We start from the raw sequence: 14,927 nt of genomic DNA on the forward strand, positions 1-14,927 counted from the left end.
GCTTCCTTCATGCCATTTTCTCCCTAGACTTGGGCGTGACTCATCGATGCGCGGTTAGCGCCCAATGGCCAATTGTTTTTACTCGGAACACCCCTTGCGAGTATCCGCCGCGATCAAGTCCCCACGCGGCGAATATCGACTGTGCCAAGGTCGTTCAGCAATGCGGCGGCATTTTGACTCGATGTTGTTGCTCCTGCGGACGCGCAAGAATACAGTTTCGTGGAACTTTCGCCGCTAGCGACAAAAAGCATCAAAGGCCTAGGGAAAAACTTCAGGAAAATCATGGCCCGTATCAACTACAGCGACCCGTCCAAGGCATCCGACCGCACCCGCGAGATCCTCGACAAGAACCGCAATGCCAACATCTTCCGGATGATGTCGCATTCGCCGAGCTATTTCGAGCAGTACTGCCGGCTCGGCGGCGCCATCCGCCACAAGGGGGAGCTCAATCCGATCGTGCGCGAACTCGCGATCACCCGCACAGGCATTTTGTGCGAGGCGCCGTACGAGATCGTCGCGCACAAGCGCATCGGCAAGAATGTCGGCGTCACCGACGAGCAGAACGAAGCGATCGAGAACTGGCAGGATGCCAAGTGCTTCGACGAGGTGCAGCGTGCCGCGCTCGCCTTCACCGACGAGATCGTGAAATTGAACAAGCCGACTGATGCGACGTTCAAGGCGATCTCATCGAAGCTGACGCCGGCCGCGCTGGTTGAACTGCAGCTCTCGGTCGGATTCTACATCATGACGTCAAAGTTTCTGGAGACCTTTGAGATCGACCTTCAGCCGGTCACCGAAGTGGTAGGCTGATCGAGCAATTGCTGTGAGGGATGCTCATGACAATCGATGAATATGCGGCCTGGGCCGCCACCGTTGCAAAAGTCGATGAGCATCCGTCCAACGAACGGCTGTCCTATCTGGGCCTCGGTCTCGCCGGCGAATCCGGCGAGGTCGCCGAGCACATCAAGAAGCTGCTGCGCGATGACTGGCTTGACCAGGCAGGCCTCGTCGAAGAGCTCGGCGATGTCATCTATTACTGGGCCTGCCTGTGCGCCGCGACCGGCCAGCAGCCATCCGAATTGCTCAAGGCGAGTGCGGCCAAGATCAATCGGCGGATCAGCGAGGCGGCGGGCCGCTAGGCCGCTCAGGTCGACGTCAGGATATCCACCCTGGCGTTGGCGACGATCAGGCGGTCGGCGAGAAGCTGCGCAAGATTGCGCATGATGCGTTCGCTGGCGTGCGGGTGTTGCTTGCGGAAGCGTTCGAACGCTTTCAGGGGCGCTTCGAACGCGGTCGCCGCCATGTCCGCGAACACGTCGGCGGAGCGAGTGGTCTCGATCAGGGCCATTTCGCCGAAGGCCATGCCGGCGGTGAGCGTCGCCAGCCGCACGCCGTCGGGCAGCGTGACATGCACGGCGCCGCTGCGCAGGAAGAACAGAGCATCGGCGGGATCGCCCGTGGTGAGGATCTTTGTCCCGGATTGATAGGTCCGGATCGTGCAGATCGAGGCGAGGTCGGTCAGCTCTTCCTCGCTCATGCCGTCCAGCAGCGGCTGTTCGGCAAGCTCGGTGGCCTCGTGGAAATCGATCGAACCTCCGTACCGATAGATGATCTGGTCTTCGGCCCATTCGATCGCGGTGTCGAGCAGATAGAAGTCGCGGACGTTCTTGAGCTCGGCGGTCCATTCCCGCAGGCTGTCCCATTCCTTGGAGGCGCGCCTGACGCCTGACAGGACGACAGTCACATTCAGCGCCGCCAGCTCCTCGAACGCTTCGGCCACCAGCCGCGCTCCGGCGCGCGTGGTGGAGGTGACGCGGTGGAGATCGAAGATCACGAATTGCGGCCGCGGCCGGCCCGCAAGCCGGCGCGAGACATAGTCGACAGCCGACAGCGACAGCGTGCCGACCAGCTCGATGATCCGCACTTCCTGTTCGTGGGCCGCGAGAATATCGCGCTCCTGCGGGCGGCGCACGCGCCGCGATGGACTTTTGCCGATGTCGTAATCGGCGATGACGGCGTTGCGCGCATCGTCGCTGCGGTTGAGCATATGCAGATCGTAATGCGAGGACAGCGCCTCGCAGACCTTGATGCCGCGCACGCTGTTGCCGTGCTTGTCGAGCCTTGGCGAATAGCTGCCGAGCCCGAGGCGGGCGGGGAGGGCTGCGAGAATTCCGCCGCCGACGCCGCTCTTGGCGGGGATGCCGATCCGGTAGATCCATTCGCCGGCATAGTCGTACATGCCCGACGACGTCATCACCGACAGCGTGCGCGAGATTGCGTAAGGCGTCAGCACCTGCTCGCCTGTGACCGGGTTGACGCCGCGGTTCGCGAGCGTTGCCGCCATCACCGCGATGTCGCGCGCGGTGACCAGCACCGCGCATTGCCGGAAATAGACGTCGAGTACGGCGGCGACATTGTCCGAGATCACCGCATTGGTCTTGAGAAGATAGCCGATGGCGCGGTTGCGGTCGCCGGTCTGGCTTTCGGAAGCGTAGACGGCCTCGTCGACGGCGAGGTCGCGGCCGGCAAAACGACTGAGCGCGAGGCGAATTTGCTCGAAGGCATCTGGACCCTTGCTGTCGTGGATCAGCCCGGTGCAGGCGATCGCGCCGGCATTGACCATCGGGTTGAAGGGATGGTTCTCCGAGTTGAGCCGGATCGAGTTGAAGGGATCGCCTGAAGGCTCGACGCCGATCGCGCTCTCGACCCTGTTTGCGCCGAGCAGGTCCAGCGCCAGTGCGAACACGAACGGCTTTGACATCGACTGGATGGTGAAGGGCACCCTGGAGTCGCCGACCTCGTAGACATGACCGTCCAGGGTCGCGAGGCTGACGCCAAAACAGGCAGGATCGGCCTTGCTCAGCTCGGGAATGTAATCGGCGACTGTGCCGGAGGTCTCCGCCGAGAATTCGTTGAGGCAATTGTCCAGAAACCGCAGCAAAGGCGGCTTCGAGCGGGTCCAGGCGGTGGCGAGAGGCGAAAGCGGTTTCATCGCCTCTCTTTGTGCAACGCAATCAGGGCACGCGCAACCCGTCCGGCACCACGGTCTGCCGCCGGACCAGCAGCAGGGCGAGCAAAACCGTGGGGACGAGGATGGCGAGGCCGAGCGCCGTCACCTGCAGCTGCGACAGCGGCATGATGCCGCCGCCGGGGGTGGCCACCACGAACCCGCCGATCACCAGCAGCACGCGAATCGGCCATTCCAGCGCACCGGCGCCGCGGAGATCGCCGACAAAGGGCTGGTAGCCCTGGATGCCGCCGCAGATGAACAGTGTGCCGAACGCCGCGAGTGCCATCAGCCCGAGACCGGCGAGATAGGGGCTCGGCCCCTGCAGCACCAGCGCGGGATTGAGCACGAAGAAGAACGGGATGAAATAGATGATGCTGCCGACCCACATCGATTCCCAGCCCGTCTTCATCGCCGGCGAGCCGGCGATGCCTGCGGCCGCGAACGAGGCGATCGCGACTGGCGGGGTGATCGAGGACAGCATGCCCCAGTAGAAGATGAACATGTGCACGGCCATCCTGTTCAACCCGAGCTTCTCCAGCGCCGGCGCGACCAGGATGGCGAGAAAGATGTAGCAGGCCGTCGTGGTCAGCCCGAGCCCGAGGATCAGGCTGGTGAGGGCGCACATGCCGAGCAGCAGGAACGGATTGTCACCGGCGATGCGCAGCAAATCGTTGGCGAGGCTCGACACCACGCCGGTCATCGAGAAGGCGCCGATCAGCAGGCCGCAGCCGGCGAGGATGCCGACGAGCTCGACGAAGGTGCGCCCGTTGACCTCGAGGAATTTGCCGATGGTCGCGACAGTCCAGCGCGTGTCCTTCGCGAACAGCTGGTTGAGGACCAGAAGCAGGGCGGTGGCGTAGAACGGCGCATGGCTCTCGCGCTTGAAGTAGAGCAGCATCACGATCAGCAGCGCGATCACGAAGACGTAGTACCAGCCATCCTTGATCGTATCCATGACCCGCGGCAGCTCCGCGCGCGGAATGCCCTTCAGCCCGTGTCGTGCGGCGTAGGAATCGACCTGCATGAACAGGCCGATGTAATAGAGCACCGCCGGAATGATGGCTGCGAGCGCGACATCGGCGTAGCTGACGTTGAGGAACTGTGCGATCACGAAAGCGGTCGCGCCCATCACCGGCGGCGCCAGCACCGCGCCGGTCGAGGCACAGGCCTCGATCGCGCCGGCATAGGAGGCGCGAAAGCCGCTCTTCTTCATCACCGGGATGGTCATCGTGCCGGCGGTCAGCACGTTGGAGATGATCGAGCCCGACATCATGCCGAGCAGGCCGCTGGCGAAGATGCAGACCTTCGCCGCGCCGCCACGGAACGTGCCGCACAGGGCGAAGGCGAGATTGATGAAGAACTTTCCGGCGCCGGTCATCATCAGCGCGGTGCCGAATACCAGGAAGCCGATTACGGTGTCGGCGAACGCCTGGATGGGAATGCCGAGCAGGCTCTCGCCCGACAGCACGTGATAGGCGGTCGCCTGCTCCAGAGTCGATTGCGTGCCGCGGAACGGACCTAACCAGCTGGATTCTGCGAACAGCGGATAGACGGTGAAGGGAAGTACGCTCAGTAACAGGCTCCAGCCGCCGGTCCGGCGCAGCGCCTCCATCAGCATCACCCACATCACGAGACCCGCGGCGGTCACGCTGTTCGGCGCCCCCCCGAATTCCCAGCCCGCTTCCGCGGCCTTGCGGACGTTCGACATCAACACGAGCGCCGCGGCAAAAGTCACGACAAAGCAGACAAGGTCATACCAGGGAATGCGGTCAAGCGGCGCGCGCGGGGTCCCCGGGAAGATCAGGAACGTGAACGGCAGCATCAGGGCGATCAGGAGATAGAAGTACTCGGTGTTGAGCTGGGTGTAGCCGACGAAGAAGCGCAGCGAGAATTGCTGGTTGATGCAGAGCAGGATGGTCGCGGCGGTCGCGACGACGAGCATCCAGCGCCAGGCACCGCGCAAGCTTCGCGCGCGCGTGACCTCCGCCTCCTGCATGTTGCCGGCCGCGCCGTGCGGATCGTCGAACACGATCCGCTTGGCCTCGTCCTGCGGGGCGGTGGAGACTGAAGCAGACGACATGATCGACCCCGCGCGTGGGCAATTAACGCTGAGAACTAATCCTCGAACCCGTTCGGCATGTTGGCCTTCGCAAGCGCTGCGGCACGCGCCTTCATCCAGCCGTCGAGGAACGCCTTGTCATCCGCAGGCGGATTGGACTTGCCGTAGTCGGTCCACGCTGCGCCAAGCACCTCCTGGCGCTTGATCAGCTTGTTATTGTGCGCGTCCTGCGCGTCACTCCATTGCCCGGCTTCCTTCAGTGCCTTCACCGCGCCTGGATGCACCGGCACCACCCAGTTCTTGGTCTGGCGATCGGCCGCAAGCCCGCCGGCGCCGGGCGCGGAGTCCTTGTAGGAATCGTAGTTCACGATCATCGCCTTGGTGATCGCATAGACCTGGTCGGGGGCTTGCGAGGCGTAGGCGACGAAGATCGGGTAGGGGTAGTTGCCGAGCTCGATCGGCTTGTCCGGCGAGATGCCGGCGCCGCAGGTCGCGGTCTGCGGGAAGAAGAACGAGCCGACCTTCTGCATCCGCGCCCAGCCTTCCTTGTCCTTGGCGGGCAGCGGCGGCCAGACCAGGCCGCGCGGCGAGGTCTCGGCTTCCTTGGCGGGGCCGGTGATGGTGGTGCCGAAGGCTGCGTCGGTGTCGTTGTTGATCAAGCCCTTCCACATCGCGCCGTAGCTCGCGAACTCGACCACCTTGACGTCCTTCTGCGTCAGGCCGGCGAAGGCGAGCACCGCGAGCGAGTTCTGGTTCAGCGCCGGCGAGCCGACGACGAATCCGACACGCTTTCCCTTGAGGTCCTTGAGCTCCTTCACGCCTGTATCCGCGGCCACGCCGAGCGTGCCGCAATTGCAGTCGACGGATGAGAGCATGATCTGGAGCGGTTGCGGGCCCCATTCCCTGGAGCCGAACTCGAACACGCCTTCCTGTGCGAAATAGGTGCCCGATCCCATCGCCGCGGAAACCGCACGCTTGGCGCGCAGCGGCGCCAGACGCGCGACGTCGTTGCCTGCGGGGAGCACGCGCACGTCGCTCGCGTATTTGTCCTTCATCATCTTGCCGACGCCGACAGCGATGTTGAAGCCGGCGGTGCCGGTGTCATAGGCGGTGAACGTCAATGTCGCCGGCAGCTTGATGTCTTCGGCGGACGCATAGCGTGTAGACGCAAAAGAAATGCCCGCCACCAAGGCAGGCGCGAGCACGATCAGCCCACGAAGCATGTTTCCCTCCAATGATCCTCGCGTTTGCCGCGACGATTTTCTTTCTTTGTTTGAAACAGGTTTTGTTTGAAACGGATCATGTCATCGCCATCAAGCGATGGCAACGCCGTAGCGCGAACGCCGCAATGAAGCTGACAGAATGTCGCGGAAACTCCGGATAATGCAGTCAGTTCGCCACGATCGCGATCGCCTGTCCCTCGGCAACGACGTCGTCGAGCTTCACCAGAAGCGATGTGATCTCGCCGCTCACAGGAGAAAGCACAGGGATCTCCATCTTCATCGCTTCGACCACCACAATCTCATCACCATCTGCAACGGTTCCTCCAACTTGCACGGGAGTTGCGCAGACGCGTCCGGCGATCTCCGTGACGATCTTAATTTCTGGCATGCCATCGCCTTTTTGTTGTGGTCGCAAAATGCCTGAGGTAGTTTCTTCTGCAAGCGGAATTTAATTCCGCACAGCGGAACAAGCGGTAGGGATCATGGGACGACGTTCGGAGCGGTTGAGTAGACAAGGTGCGCTCGCCGGCGATGCCGGTGAGGGTGATGTCATCCAGGTGGTGTCGCGCGCGTTCGACGTGTTGCGATGCTTCGAGGGCCACGATAGCAGGCTCGGCAATCTCGAGATTTCAAATCGCTGCGGCCTGCCGCGCTCGACGGTGTCGCGGCTCACGCACACGCTGACGCGGATGGGGCAGCTGGTCTATCTGCCGCGCGATCAAAAATATCGCATCGGGCCGAGCGCGGTGGCGATGAGCGCCTCGATGATGAAGGGCGCGCAGCTGCGCAGCATGATCCGCCAGCGGCTCCAGGAAGTCGCCGAGCAATTGCCCGGCACCGTCGGCTTCGTGGTCCCCGATCGCTTCCATCTGGTCTATCTCCAGTTCGCGCGCTCGGCCTCGGCGCTCGGCCTGCACGAGGGCACCGGCAGCCGCATCTCGATGGCCTCGACCGCTGCGGGCGCAGCCTACACCGCGGCATTGGCGCCCGAGGTCGGCGATGCCTTCATCGCGGACATGGAGCGGGAAGCTCCCGAGGCTGCGAAAATCCTGCGGCCCCGCATCGAGGCCAACCGGCAGTCGCTGCATGAGCGCGGCTATGTCGTGGCCTGCGGCCTGTGGAGCCCGCATATCAACGGGCTAGCGGTGCCGATCTGGTCGCCGCAATACCAGACCTTCGTGGTGATCACGATCGGTCTTCTATCGTCGATGTACGACGAAGAGCGTCTGCATGCCGAGGTCGCCCCGTTGATGGTCGCGCTCGGCCGCTCGCTCGGCAGCCTGATGGACGGCGCGGAAGGCGACGTCTTCAACGCCCGCATCCCGCGCAAACCGGTCGCCATGGCCGTGCACAACAATAACAAGCCGATCAATTCGGAGGGAGTGAATGAACTGGAAGTCGGAACTCGACGAGCTCGCCCGGCGCGAAGCCTTCGCGCGGGAGATGGGCGGCGTTGACAAGGTCAAGCGTCAGCATGACCAGGGCCGACTGACTGTTCGGGAGCGTATCGACAGACTGACCGACAAGGGCAGCTTTCACGAGATCGGTGCCGTCTCCGGCGTCGGCGAGTACGATTCCAGCGGCGAGTTGCAGAAATTGACGCCGGCGAACTGCGTGTTCGGCCGCGCGCGCGTCGAAGGCCGCACCGTCGTCGTGGTCGGCGACGATTTCACCGTGCGCGGCGGCTCGGCGGACGCGTCCATCTCCGCAAAGCCGCTGATGGCGGAGGAGATGGCTCATGATCTCCGCCTGCCCATCGTCCGCATCATCGAAGGCTCCGGCGGCGGCGGCTCGGTCAAGACCATCGAGACCAAGGGCGCGGCGAACTTGCCGGGTGGCATCGGCGGCACACGCTGGTATCGCTTCACCACGGAGAATTTGTCGCGCGTGCCCGTGGTCGCGCTCGGCCTCGGCTCGGTCGCAGGGCTCGGTGCCGCGCGTCTTGCCGCCAGCCATTATTCCATCATGACCCGGAAGTCGGCGATGTTCGTCGCAGGCCCGCCGGTGGTGAAGGCGCTGGGGCAGGACCTCTCGAAGGAAGAGCTCGGCGGCGCCGACATCCAGACCCGCGCCGGCGCGGTCGATCATGCCGTCGACACCGAGGAGGAGGCCTTTGCCTGCGCGCGGCGATTCCTGTCCTATCTGCCGTCGTCGGTTGACGGTCTGCCGCCGACCTTGCCCTGCACCGACAATCCGGAGCGCACGGAAGAGGCGCTGATGAGCGCGGTGCCACGCAACCGCAAGCAGGTCTACAAGATACGGCCGATCGTCGAACAGGTCGTGGACAAGGGCTCGTTTTTCGAGGTCGGCAAGAATTTCGGCAAGCCGATCATTGTCGGCCTCGCGCGGCTCGAGGGCAGGGCGGTGATGGTGCTTGCCAGTGACAGCTTTCACTATGGCGGCTCCTGGACGGCGGACGCCTGCCAGAAGGTGGTGCGCTGGGTCGACTTCGCAGAGACCTTCCATTTGCCGATCGTCTATCTCATGGACTGCCCCGGCTTCATGATCGGGCTCGATGCGGAGAAGGCGGGGACCATCCGCCATGGCGTTCGCGCCATGGCCGCGGTCAACCAGACCACGGTGCCCTGGTGCACGGTGATCCTGCGCAATGCCTTCGGTGTCGCCGGCGTGGTGCATCAGCCCGCCGACCGCTTCTCGATCCGCTACGCCTGGCCGTCGGCCTATTGGGGCTCGCTCCCGCTCGAAGGCGGCATCGAAGCCGCCTATCGCGCGGACATCGACGCGGCCGAGGACAAGGCGGAGAAGCTGAAGGAGATCGAGGGTCGCCTCAACAAGCTGCGCTCGCCGTTCCGCTCCGCCGAAAAGTTCTGGGTGGAGGAGATCATCGATCCCAGGAAGACGCGGTCGCTGCTGTGCGAGTTCGCGCGGCTGGCGGAGCCATTGCGAAAGCCAGGGCCGCCGGAGAGGTTTTCGATCAGGCCGTAGCTTCAGCGGCCTCTGCGAGCCGCTGATGCCGACCTCAGCCCAATCGCAGTTTCGCAAAATTGATCTAGCGCAACGCCACGCATCCGATTGTCTGCAAGCGTCTCGTTCGGAACGAGGGAGAGACGTCATGACAAATGCGGGTAACGCGCTGCTTTGGACAGCCATATATTTCGGTCTGTCGTTCGCTGCAATTTTTGTAGTCTGGTTTGCCGAGCGGTTGCGCGCCGGCTTCGTGAGGAAGCCGTAAAGCCTCCTGGGTTCGCTACCTCGTCACCTGCTGACCGGACGGCCGATGGCTGCCGCCGGGCGGTGCCTTCGGCGTCGGCGGCGTTGTGCTCGCGCTTTGCCGCGGCAGTGATGACGTGACCTCAAAACAACAACGCGCTACGCTTCCCGGATAAGAACAAGAGGAAGCGCCAATCGTGTACGACTTCATTATCGTGGGCGGCGGCTCGGCGGGGTCCGTGCTGGCCCACCGGCTCTCCGCCAGGAGCGCCAACAAGGTCCTGCTCTGCGAGGCGGGACAGGACACACCGCCCGGAGATGAGCCGGCCGAGATCAGGGACAGCTATCCGGGGACGGCCTATTTCGATCCGCGCTTCCACTGGACCGAACTCAAGGTCACGACGCAGATCGTCAGCCACAACAATCCGAACGAAGGGCGTCCGCCCTTACGCAAATACGAGCAGGCTCGCGTGCTTGGCGGCGGCTCTTCGATCAACGGCCAGATGGCCAACCGCGGCGCGCCGACCGACTACGACGAATGGGAAGCGCGCGGCGCTGCGGGGTGGAGCTGGAACGATGTGCTGCCCTTCTTCAAGAAGGTCGAGCGCGACCTCGATTTCGACGGGCCCTACCACGGCAAGGACGGTCGCATCCCGGTCCGCCGAATCCCCAGGGAACACTGGACGCGGCATTCTGAGGCGTTCGCGCAAGCCTTCCAGCAGGCCGGACATCAGTTCCTGCCCGACCAGAACGGCGAGTTCGTCGACGGGTTTTTCCCCGTGACGCACTCGAACCAGGCCGAGCAACGCGTCTCGGCTGCCATGGGCTATCTCGATCGCGACACGCGCAAGCGCGCCAACCTCACGATCTCCACCAACACGCAAGTCAGGGAATTGCTGTTCGAAGGCACGCGGTGCGTCGGCGTGAAGGCGGTGGTCGACGGGCGGGAGCAGGAATTCCGCGCCCGCGAGATCATTCTCTCCAGCGGCGCCATCCATTCGCCGGCGCATCTGTTGCGCGCCGGCATCGGCCCGGTCGGTCACCTCAAGGATATGGGCATTCCCGTACTGATGGGGCTGCAAGGCGTCGGCCAGCGCCTGATGGATCATCCCTCGATCTCGCTGTCGTCCTTTGTTCGCCGCGGCGCGCGGATGAATGAGCACACCCGGCGACACATGCAGCTCGGCCTGCGTTACTCGTCCGGGCTCGAAGGCGTACCGAAAGGCGACATGTTCGTCGTCCTGCTCAGCAAATCGGCCTGGCACGCGGTCGGTGAGCAGATCGGATCACTGCTGACATTCGTCAACAAGACCTATTCCGAGACCGGACAGGTCAAGCTTGCCTCGCGCGATCCGGTCGTCGAGCCGATCGTCGAGTTCAACCTGTTGTCCGACCGGCGCGACCTCGATCGGCTGATGAGCGGTTTCCGCAAGATGGCGGCCGTGCAGATGAGCGACGTTGTCAGGGCCGTGACGGACAAGCCGTTCCCGGCCTCCTATACCGACCGCGTGCGCAAGATCGGCGTGGTCAACACCAAGAATCGGTTTCTGACCAAGATCGCCGCGGCCCCGATGGACGGGCCGGCAGCGCTGCGCCACTACATGATCGACAATTTCGTGGTCGAGGGCTTCACCTTCGACGACGTCATCAACGATGACGAGGCGCTGGAAGCCTTCGTGCGCAAGGCGACCATCGGCGTGTGGCACGCCTCCTGCTCGTGCCGCATGGGCCGGGCCGACGATCCGATGGCGGTGGTCGATCCAGAGGGGCGCGTCAAGGGCGTGCAGGGCCTGCGCGTCGTCGATGCCTCGATCTTCCCGGTGGTGCCGTGCGCCAACACCAATTTTCCGGTCCTGATGTCGGCGGAGAAGATCGCGGCCGCGATGATGCAGTGAGCTCGCGCGGCTTTCGGGCTGGCGGTAGAACGAAAAATTGGGGTCGAGAACGGTTCCGCGGCAGGCGGTCTGGCGGACATGCGTCCGCAGGCGGAACTTGGAACCCAGCTTAGGCGTTCTTTGCCAGATTTCGCCTTCCGGCTGGGACCGGGCCGCTGACCGCGCGTCCCCTCTCGGGGCCGGAGCGCATGTCGGCGATGGAGCTTCATGGGGGTTCAATGATCAATTCATCAAGCCGGGCGCAAACCAGCGACCCCGGAGAGTTGCCTAGGATTTCGACCGGCAGTGACGGCCTCGACGATATCCTCTACGGCGGGCTCGATCCCAATCGCATGTACCTTTACGAGGGTCGGCCCGGCTCGGGCAAGACCACGATGGCGCTGCAATTCCTTCTCGAGGGCGCCCGTTGCGGTGAACGCGTGCTCTATATTTCCTTGTCGGAAACCAAGCGTGAGCTGACGCTGGTGGCACAGCGGCACGGCTGGTCGCTGCAAGGCGTCGACATCTTCGAACTGGTGCCGCCGGAGACGACGCTCGATCCGGAGCGCGAGCTCACCGTCTTCCATCCCGCCGAAATGGAGCTGAGCGAAACCACCGGCCTGATATTCAAGGAGGTCGAACGGATCAATCCCGCGCGCGTCGTGCTGGACAGCCTGTCCGAGCTCCGCCTCCTTGCGCAGAACCCGCTGCGGTACCGGCGCCAGGTTCTGGCGCTGAAGCACTTTTTCACCAACCGCAATTGCACGGTCATCCTCCTCGACGATCTCTCGTCCTCCCAGGACGATCTGCAGCTCCATTCGATCGCGCATGGCGTCGTGATGCTCGAACAGCTCGCTATTGATTATGGAGCAGAGCGCCGGCGGCTTCGCGTCATCAAGATGCGCGGCATTCGATTCCGCGGCGGCTTCCACGATTTCACGATCGAAGCGGGAGGGGTGCGGATATTTCCCCGTCTGGTGGCGGCCGAACATCACACCTCGTTCATCGGTGAGTTAACGCCCAGCGGCAATGCGCAACTCGACCAACTCCTGGGAGGAGGGCTCGAGCGCGGCACCAGTGCGCTGCTCTTGGGCGCCGCCGGTGTCGGCAAGTCTTCTCTCGCGCTGACCTATGCGATCGCGGCGGCAGATCGCGGTGAGCATGCGGTGTTCTTTGCCTTCGACGAAGGTCGCGGCACAGTGGAGGCCCGGGCTCGAACGCTGGGCCTGCCCCTTGAAAGCCATCTGCAATCGGGGCTCATCCGATTTAAACAGATCGATCCCGCCGAGATGTCCCCCGGCGAATTCGCCGCCAATGTGCGCAACAGCGTCGAAAACGATAGCGCCCGAATTGTTATCATCGACAGTCTGAACGGCTACCTCAACGCAATGCCGGATGAGCGATTTCTGATCCTCCAGATGCACGAGCTCCTGAGCTATCTCGGACAGAAAGGCGTGCTGACCGTCCTGATCCTCGCTCAGCATGGGCTGGTCGGTCCGATGGAAACGGCTCTCGATATCAGCTATTTGAGCGATGCCGTGCTCATGCTGCGCTATTTCGAAGTCGGCGGAACGGTGCGGCGTGCGCTCTCGGTCGTGAAGAAGCGCAGCGGCAATCATGAAAATTCCATCCGCGAGTTTCGTCTTGGCAGTGCCGGCATTACGGTAGGTCCTCCGCTGACCGGGTTCAGCGGCATCTTTTCCGGGAATCCGCGTTACTCGGGCACGGAAATGCCGGAAGGGCTGTCGGAATGAGCGCCGACCGCGATCATTGCGTCCTGGTGTTTGCTCCGATCGGCCGCGATGGACCGGCATCGGTCGAGCTCTTCCGAAATTCGAATCTCCTAGCAATCAATTGTCGTAGTCTCCCTGAGCTGGTCAGCGAGATGTCGGCGGGCGTGGGCGCGGTTCTTCTCGCCGAGGAGGGCCTGTTCGGGAAGGATACCCAGCCGTTGGCACATTGGATCGAGCGGCAGCCGCCCTGGTCCGACCTGCCCTTTGTCATTCTCACCAGCCACCGGGAGCAGCCGGCGGTGGTTGCTTGGCGCCGCAGCATCGTCGAGACACTCCGCAACGTTTCGCTGCTGGAGCGCCCGGTTCAGCCGATCACGCTGACGAGCGCTATCCAATCCGCAATGCGGGCCCGCCGGCGGCAATATGAAATTCGGACCTTGCTGCAGGCGCGCGAGCGGACGGCCCAGGAGCTCGAGAAGCTCGTCGTCGAGCGTACCCGCGCCCTCGAGGAGGCCAACAAGCATCTGCGGGCCGAAATGGAAGAGCGCGCCCGCGTCGAGGAGACCCTTCGTCAGGCCCAGAAGATCGAAGCCATCGGACAATTGACCGGCGGAGTAGCTCACGACTTCAACAATCTGCTGATGGTGATCTCCGGTGGATTGGACATGCTCGATCGGCAGACTGATCCTGATCGGCGGCGTCGTCTGTTGGAGGGAATGGTTCAGGCGGCGCAGCGGGGTGCCGGCCTGACCAGGCAGCTTCTGGCTTTTTCACGGCGGCAGAAGCTCCGGCCCGAGGCCGTCGACATCCCAGCGCAGATCGGCGGCATGCGCGAATTGCTCGATCGGAGCCTGAGAGGCGACGTTCACGTCGAGTTTGATTTTCCCGAGGGCCTTTGGCCGGTTGAGGTCGACCCGGGAGAGCTCGAGCTGGTCATTCTCAACCTGGCGGTCAACGCCCGCGATGCGATGCCGAACGGTGGCACCATCGTTGTCCGCGGGGAGAACCTGGCCGGCCTGACCGAGGACGAGATCGCGGGCGATTACGTTCGTCTGTCCGTGGTCGACAGAGGTGTTGGAATGAGGCCCGAGATCCTGGCGCGGGTCTTCGAACCGTTCTTCACGACCAAGGATGTCGGGAAAGGCTCGGGCCTGGGGCTTGCTCAGGTCCACGGATTTGCGACGCAGTCACGCGGAATGGTTCGCATAAAATCGATCGTCGACGAGGGCACCAGCATCGAGCTCTACTTGCCGAGATCCAGGAATATTCCTTCGGGTGAACGGCATCTCATCGACCTGAACAGGGCTCGGCCCAAGAAGGCCAATCATGGCCGGGTTCTCCTCGTCGAGGACGACGACGAGGTCGCCGCGCTGGTCAGCGAGATGCTTGCGCAGCTCGGTTACCAGGTCACTCGCGCGGCGAGCGCTGCGGCGGCTCTCGGTGCCCTGGCGGACGGCCGCTCCGTCGACCTGGTGTTTTCCGATATCATGATGCCGGGCGGCATGAACGGTGTCGAACTCGCGTCCGAGATCAAGAGAAGGCGAAGCGACATCCCGGTCTTGCTGACAAGCGGATACGCCGAAGCCGCGGTTCACGACGCCGAAGCGGCCGGGATCCGGATCCTGCCGAAACCCTACCACATCGACGAACTCGCCGCAGCGCTCGGTGCGGCAAAGTCGGACTTTGCGACAACCGCAGGACCGGGCTTGGCGAAGACTCGGGGCTGACGATTCGCGCGACAATCACCGGCCGGGCTATGGCTTCCGGGCGCGCCTGCGCAATTGCGCGCTCTGCCGATCGTGCCGCGGCGCGCAACGATGCGACGAACAAATGCAAAGCGGTCGCGTCTGGATTGCG

At 63.5% G+C, this 14,927-nt stretch carries 11 protein-coding genes; 7 read left to right on the forward strand and 4 right to left on the reverse strand.

What is annotated here, in order from left to right:
* The first annotated feature begins 282 nt into the window (after window positions 1-282).
* Together AC0L3C_RS16315 and AC0L3C_RS16320 are read left to right on the forward strand one after the other, a co-directional pair.
* Window positions 283-810 (forward strand): carboxymuconolactone decarboxylase family protein, encoded by a 528-nt coding sequence (locus tag AC0L3C_RS16315; protein ID WP_473408463.1) that lies wholly within the window; start codon window positions 283-285, stop codon window positions 808-810.
* 26 nt (window positions 811-836) lie between these two features.
* Window positions 837-1,139 carry a nucleoside triphosphate pyrophosphohydrolase family protein gene (locus AC0L3C_RS16320; protein WP_007592303.1) on the forward strand — a complete coding sequence of 101 codons (303 nt, stop codon included), beginning with the start codon at window positions 837-839 and terminating at the stop codon, window positions 1,137-1,139.
* A gap of 5 nt (window positions 1,140-1,144) precedes the next feature.
* Here AC0L3C_RS16320 and glsA read toward each other — a convergent pair whose 3' ends face one another.
* The 4 genes from glsA to AC0L3C_RS16340 all read right to left on the reverse strand — a co-directional run bounded on the left by glsA (window position 1,145) and on the right by AC0L3C_RS16340 (window position 6,680).
* Window positions 1,145-2,992, reverse strand: a complete 1,848-nt coding sequence (gene glsA / locus AC0L3C_RS16325; RefSeq protein ID WP_473408464.1) for a glutaminase A — start codon at window positions 2,990-2,992, stop codon at window positions 1,145-1,147.
* A 22-nt stretch (window positions 2,993-3,014) separates the two neighbouring features.
* Window positions 3,015-5,090 carry a TRAP transporter permease gene (locus AC0L3C_RS16330; RefSeq protein WP_473408465.1) on the reverse strand — a complete coding sequence of 692 codons (2,076 nt, stop codon included), beginning with the start codon at window positions 5,088-5,090 and terminating at the stop codon, window positions 3,015-3,017.
* A 35-nt stretch (window positions 5,091-5,125) separates the two neighbouring features.
* Window positions 5,126-6,292: a TAXI family TRAP transporter solute-binding subunit gene (locus tag AC0L3C_RS16335; RefSeq protein WP_473408466.1), complete on the reverse strand. Its 1,167-nt coding sequence runs from the start codon at window positions 6,290-6,292 to the stop codon at window positions 5,126-5,128.
* 166 nt (window positions 6,293-6,458) lie between these two features.
* A complete protein-coding gene (locus tag AC0L3C_RS16340) occupies window positions 6,459-6,680 on the reverse strand; it encodes an acyl-CoA carboxylase biotin carboxyl carrier protein subunit (RefSeq protein WP_063992790.1) in 222 nt (73 codons plus the stop codon).
* A 94-nt stretch (window positions 6,681-6,774) separates the two neighbouring features.
* Between AC0L3C_RS16340 and AC0L3C_RS16345 the strand changes: the two genes are divergently transcribed.
* The 5 genes from AC0L3C_RS16345 (at window position 6,775) to AC0L3C_RS16365 (ending at window position 14,797) form a co-directional block, all read left to right on the forward strand.
* Complete coding sequence (locus AC0L3C_RS16345) at window positions 6,775-7,749, forward strand: IclR family transcriptional regulator (protein ID WP_007609063.1); 975 nt, start codon at window positions 6,775-6,777, stop codon at window positions 7,747-7,749.
* Entirely contained in the window at window positions 7,679-9,238 is a 1,560-nt protein-coding gene (locus AC0L3C_RS16350) for an acyl-CoA carboxylase subunit beta (protein ID WP_473278365.1), read from the forward strand. Before AC0L3C_RS16345 ends, AC0L3C_RS16350 begins: the two co-directional genes overlap by 71 nt.
* A 422-nt stretch (window positions 9,239-9,660) precedes the next feature.
* Window positions 9,661-11,358: a GMC family oxidoreductase gene (locus tag AC0L3C_RS16355; protein WP_473408467.1), complete on the forward strand. Its 1,698-nt coding sequence runs from the start codon at window positions 9,661-9,663 to the stop codon at window positions 11,356-11,358.
* A gap of 218 nt (window positions 11,359-11,576) precedes the next feature.
* On the forward strand, window positions 11,577-13,091 hold the full coding sequence (locus AC0L3C_RS16360; RefSeq protein WP_473408521.1) for an ATPase domain-containing protein: 1,515 nt from the start codon (window positions 11,577-11,579) through the stop codon (window positions 13,089-13,091).
* The gene (locus tag AC0L3C_RS16365) at window positions 13,088-14,797 is read left to right on the forward strand and encodes a response regulator (protein WP_473408468.1); all 1,710 of its coding nucleotides are present in this window, start codon (window positions 13,088-13,090) and stop codon (window positions 14,795-14,797) included. The genes AC0L3C_RS16360 and AC0L3C_RS16365 overlap by 4 nt, the downstream gene beginning before the upstream one ends.
* Window positions 14,798-14,927: the final 130 nt, after the last annotated feature.

The sequence above is a fragment of the Bradyrhizobium sp. WSM4872 genome (assembly GCF_055811715.1).

What these genes read in the sequence shown, in the direction of transcription:
- AC0L3C_RS16315 (WP_473408463.1), top strand. Translation starts at nt 283, where the DNA reads ATGGCCCGTATCAACTACAGCGACCCGTCCAAGGCATCCGACCGCACC.
- AC0L3C_RS16320 (WP_007592303.1), top strand. Translation starts at nt 837, where the DNA reads ATGACAATCGATGAATATGCGGCCTGGGCCGCCACCGTTGCAAAAGTC.
- glsA (WP_473408464.1), bottom strand. Translation starts at nt 2,992, where the DNA reads ATGAAACCGCTTTCGCCTCTCGCCACCGCCTGGACCCGCTCGAAGCCG.
- AC0L3C_RS16330 (WP_473408465.1), bottom strand. Translation starts at nt 5,090, where the DNA reads ATGTCGTCTGCTTCAGTCTCCACCGCCCCGCAGGACGAGGCCAAGCGG.
- AC0L3C_RS16335 (WP_473408466.1), bottom strand. Translation starts at nt 6,292, where the DNA reads ATGCTTCGTGGGCTGATCGTGCTCGCGCCTGCCTTGGTGGCGGGCATT.
- AC0L3C_RS16340 (WP_063992790.1), bottom strand. Translation starts at nt 6,680, where the DNA reads ATGCCAGAAATTAAGATCGTCACGGAGATCGCCGGACGCGTCTGCGCA.
- AC0L3C_RS16345 (WP_007609063.1), top strand. Translation starts at nt 6,775, where the DNA reads ATGGGACGACGTTCGGAGCGGTTGAGTAGACAAGGTGCGCTCGCCGGC.
- AC0L3C_RS16350 (WP_473278365.1), top strand. Translation starts at nt 7,679, where the DNA reads ATGAACTGGAAGTCGGAACTCGACGAGCTCGCCCGGCGCGAAGCCTTC.
- AC0L3C_RS16360 (WP_473408521.1), top strand. Translation starts at nt 11,577, where the DNA reads ATGATCAATTCATCAAGCCGGGCGCAAACCAGCGACCCCGGAGAGTTG.
- AC0L3C_RS16365 (WP_473408468.1), top strand. Translation starts at nt 13,088, where the DNA reads ATGAGCGCCGACCGCGATCATTGCGTCCTGGTGTTTGCTCCGATCGGC.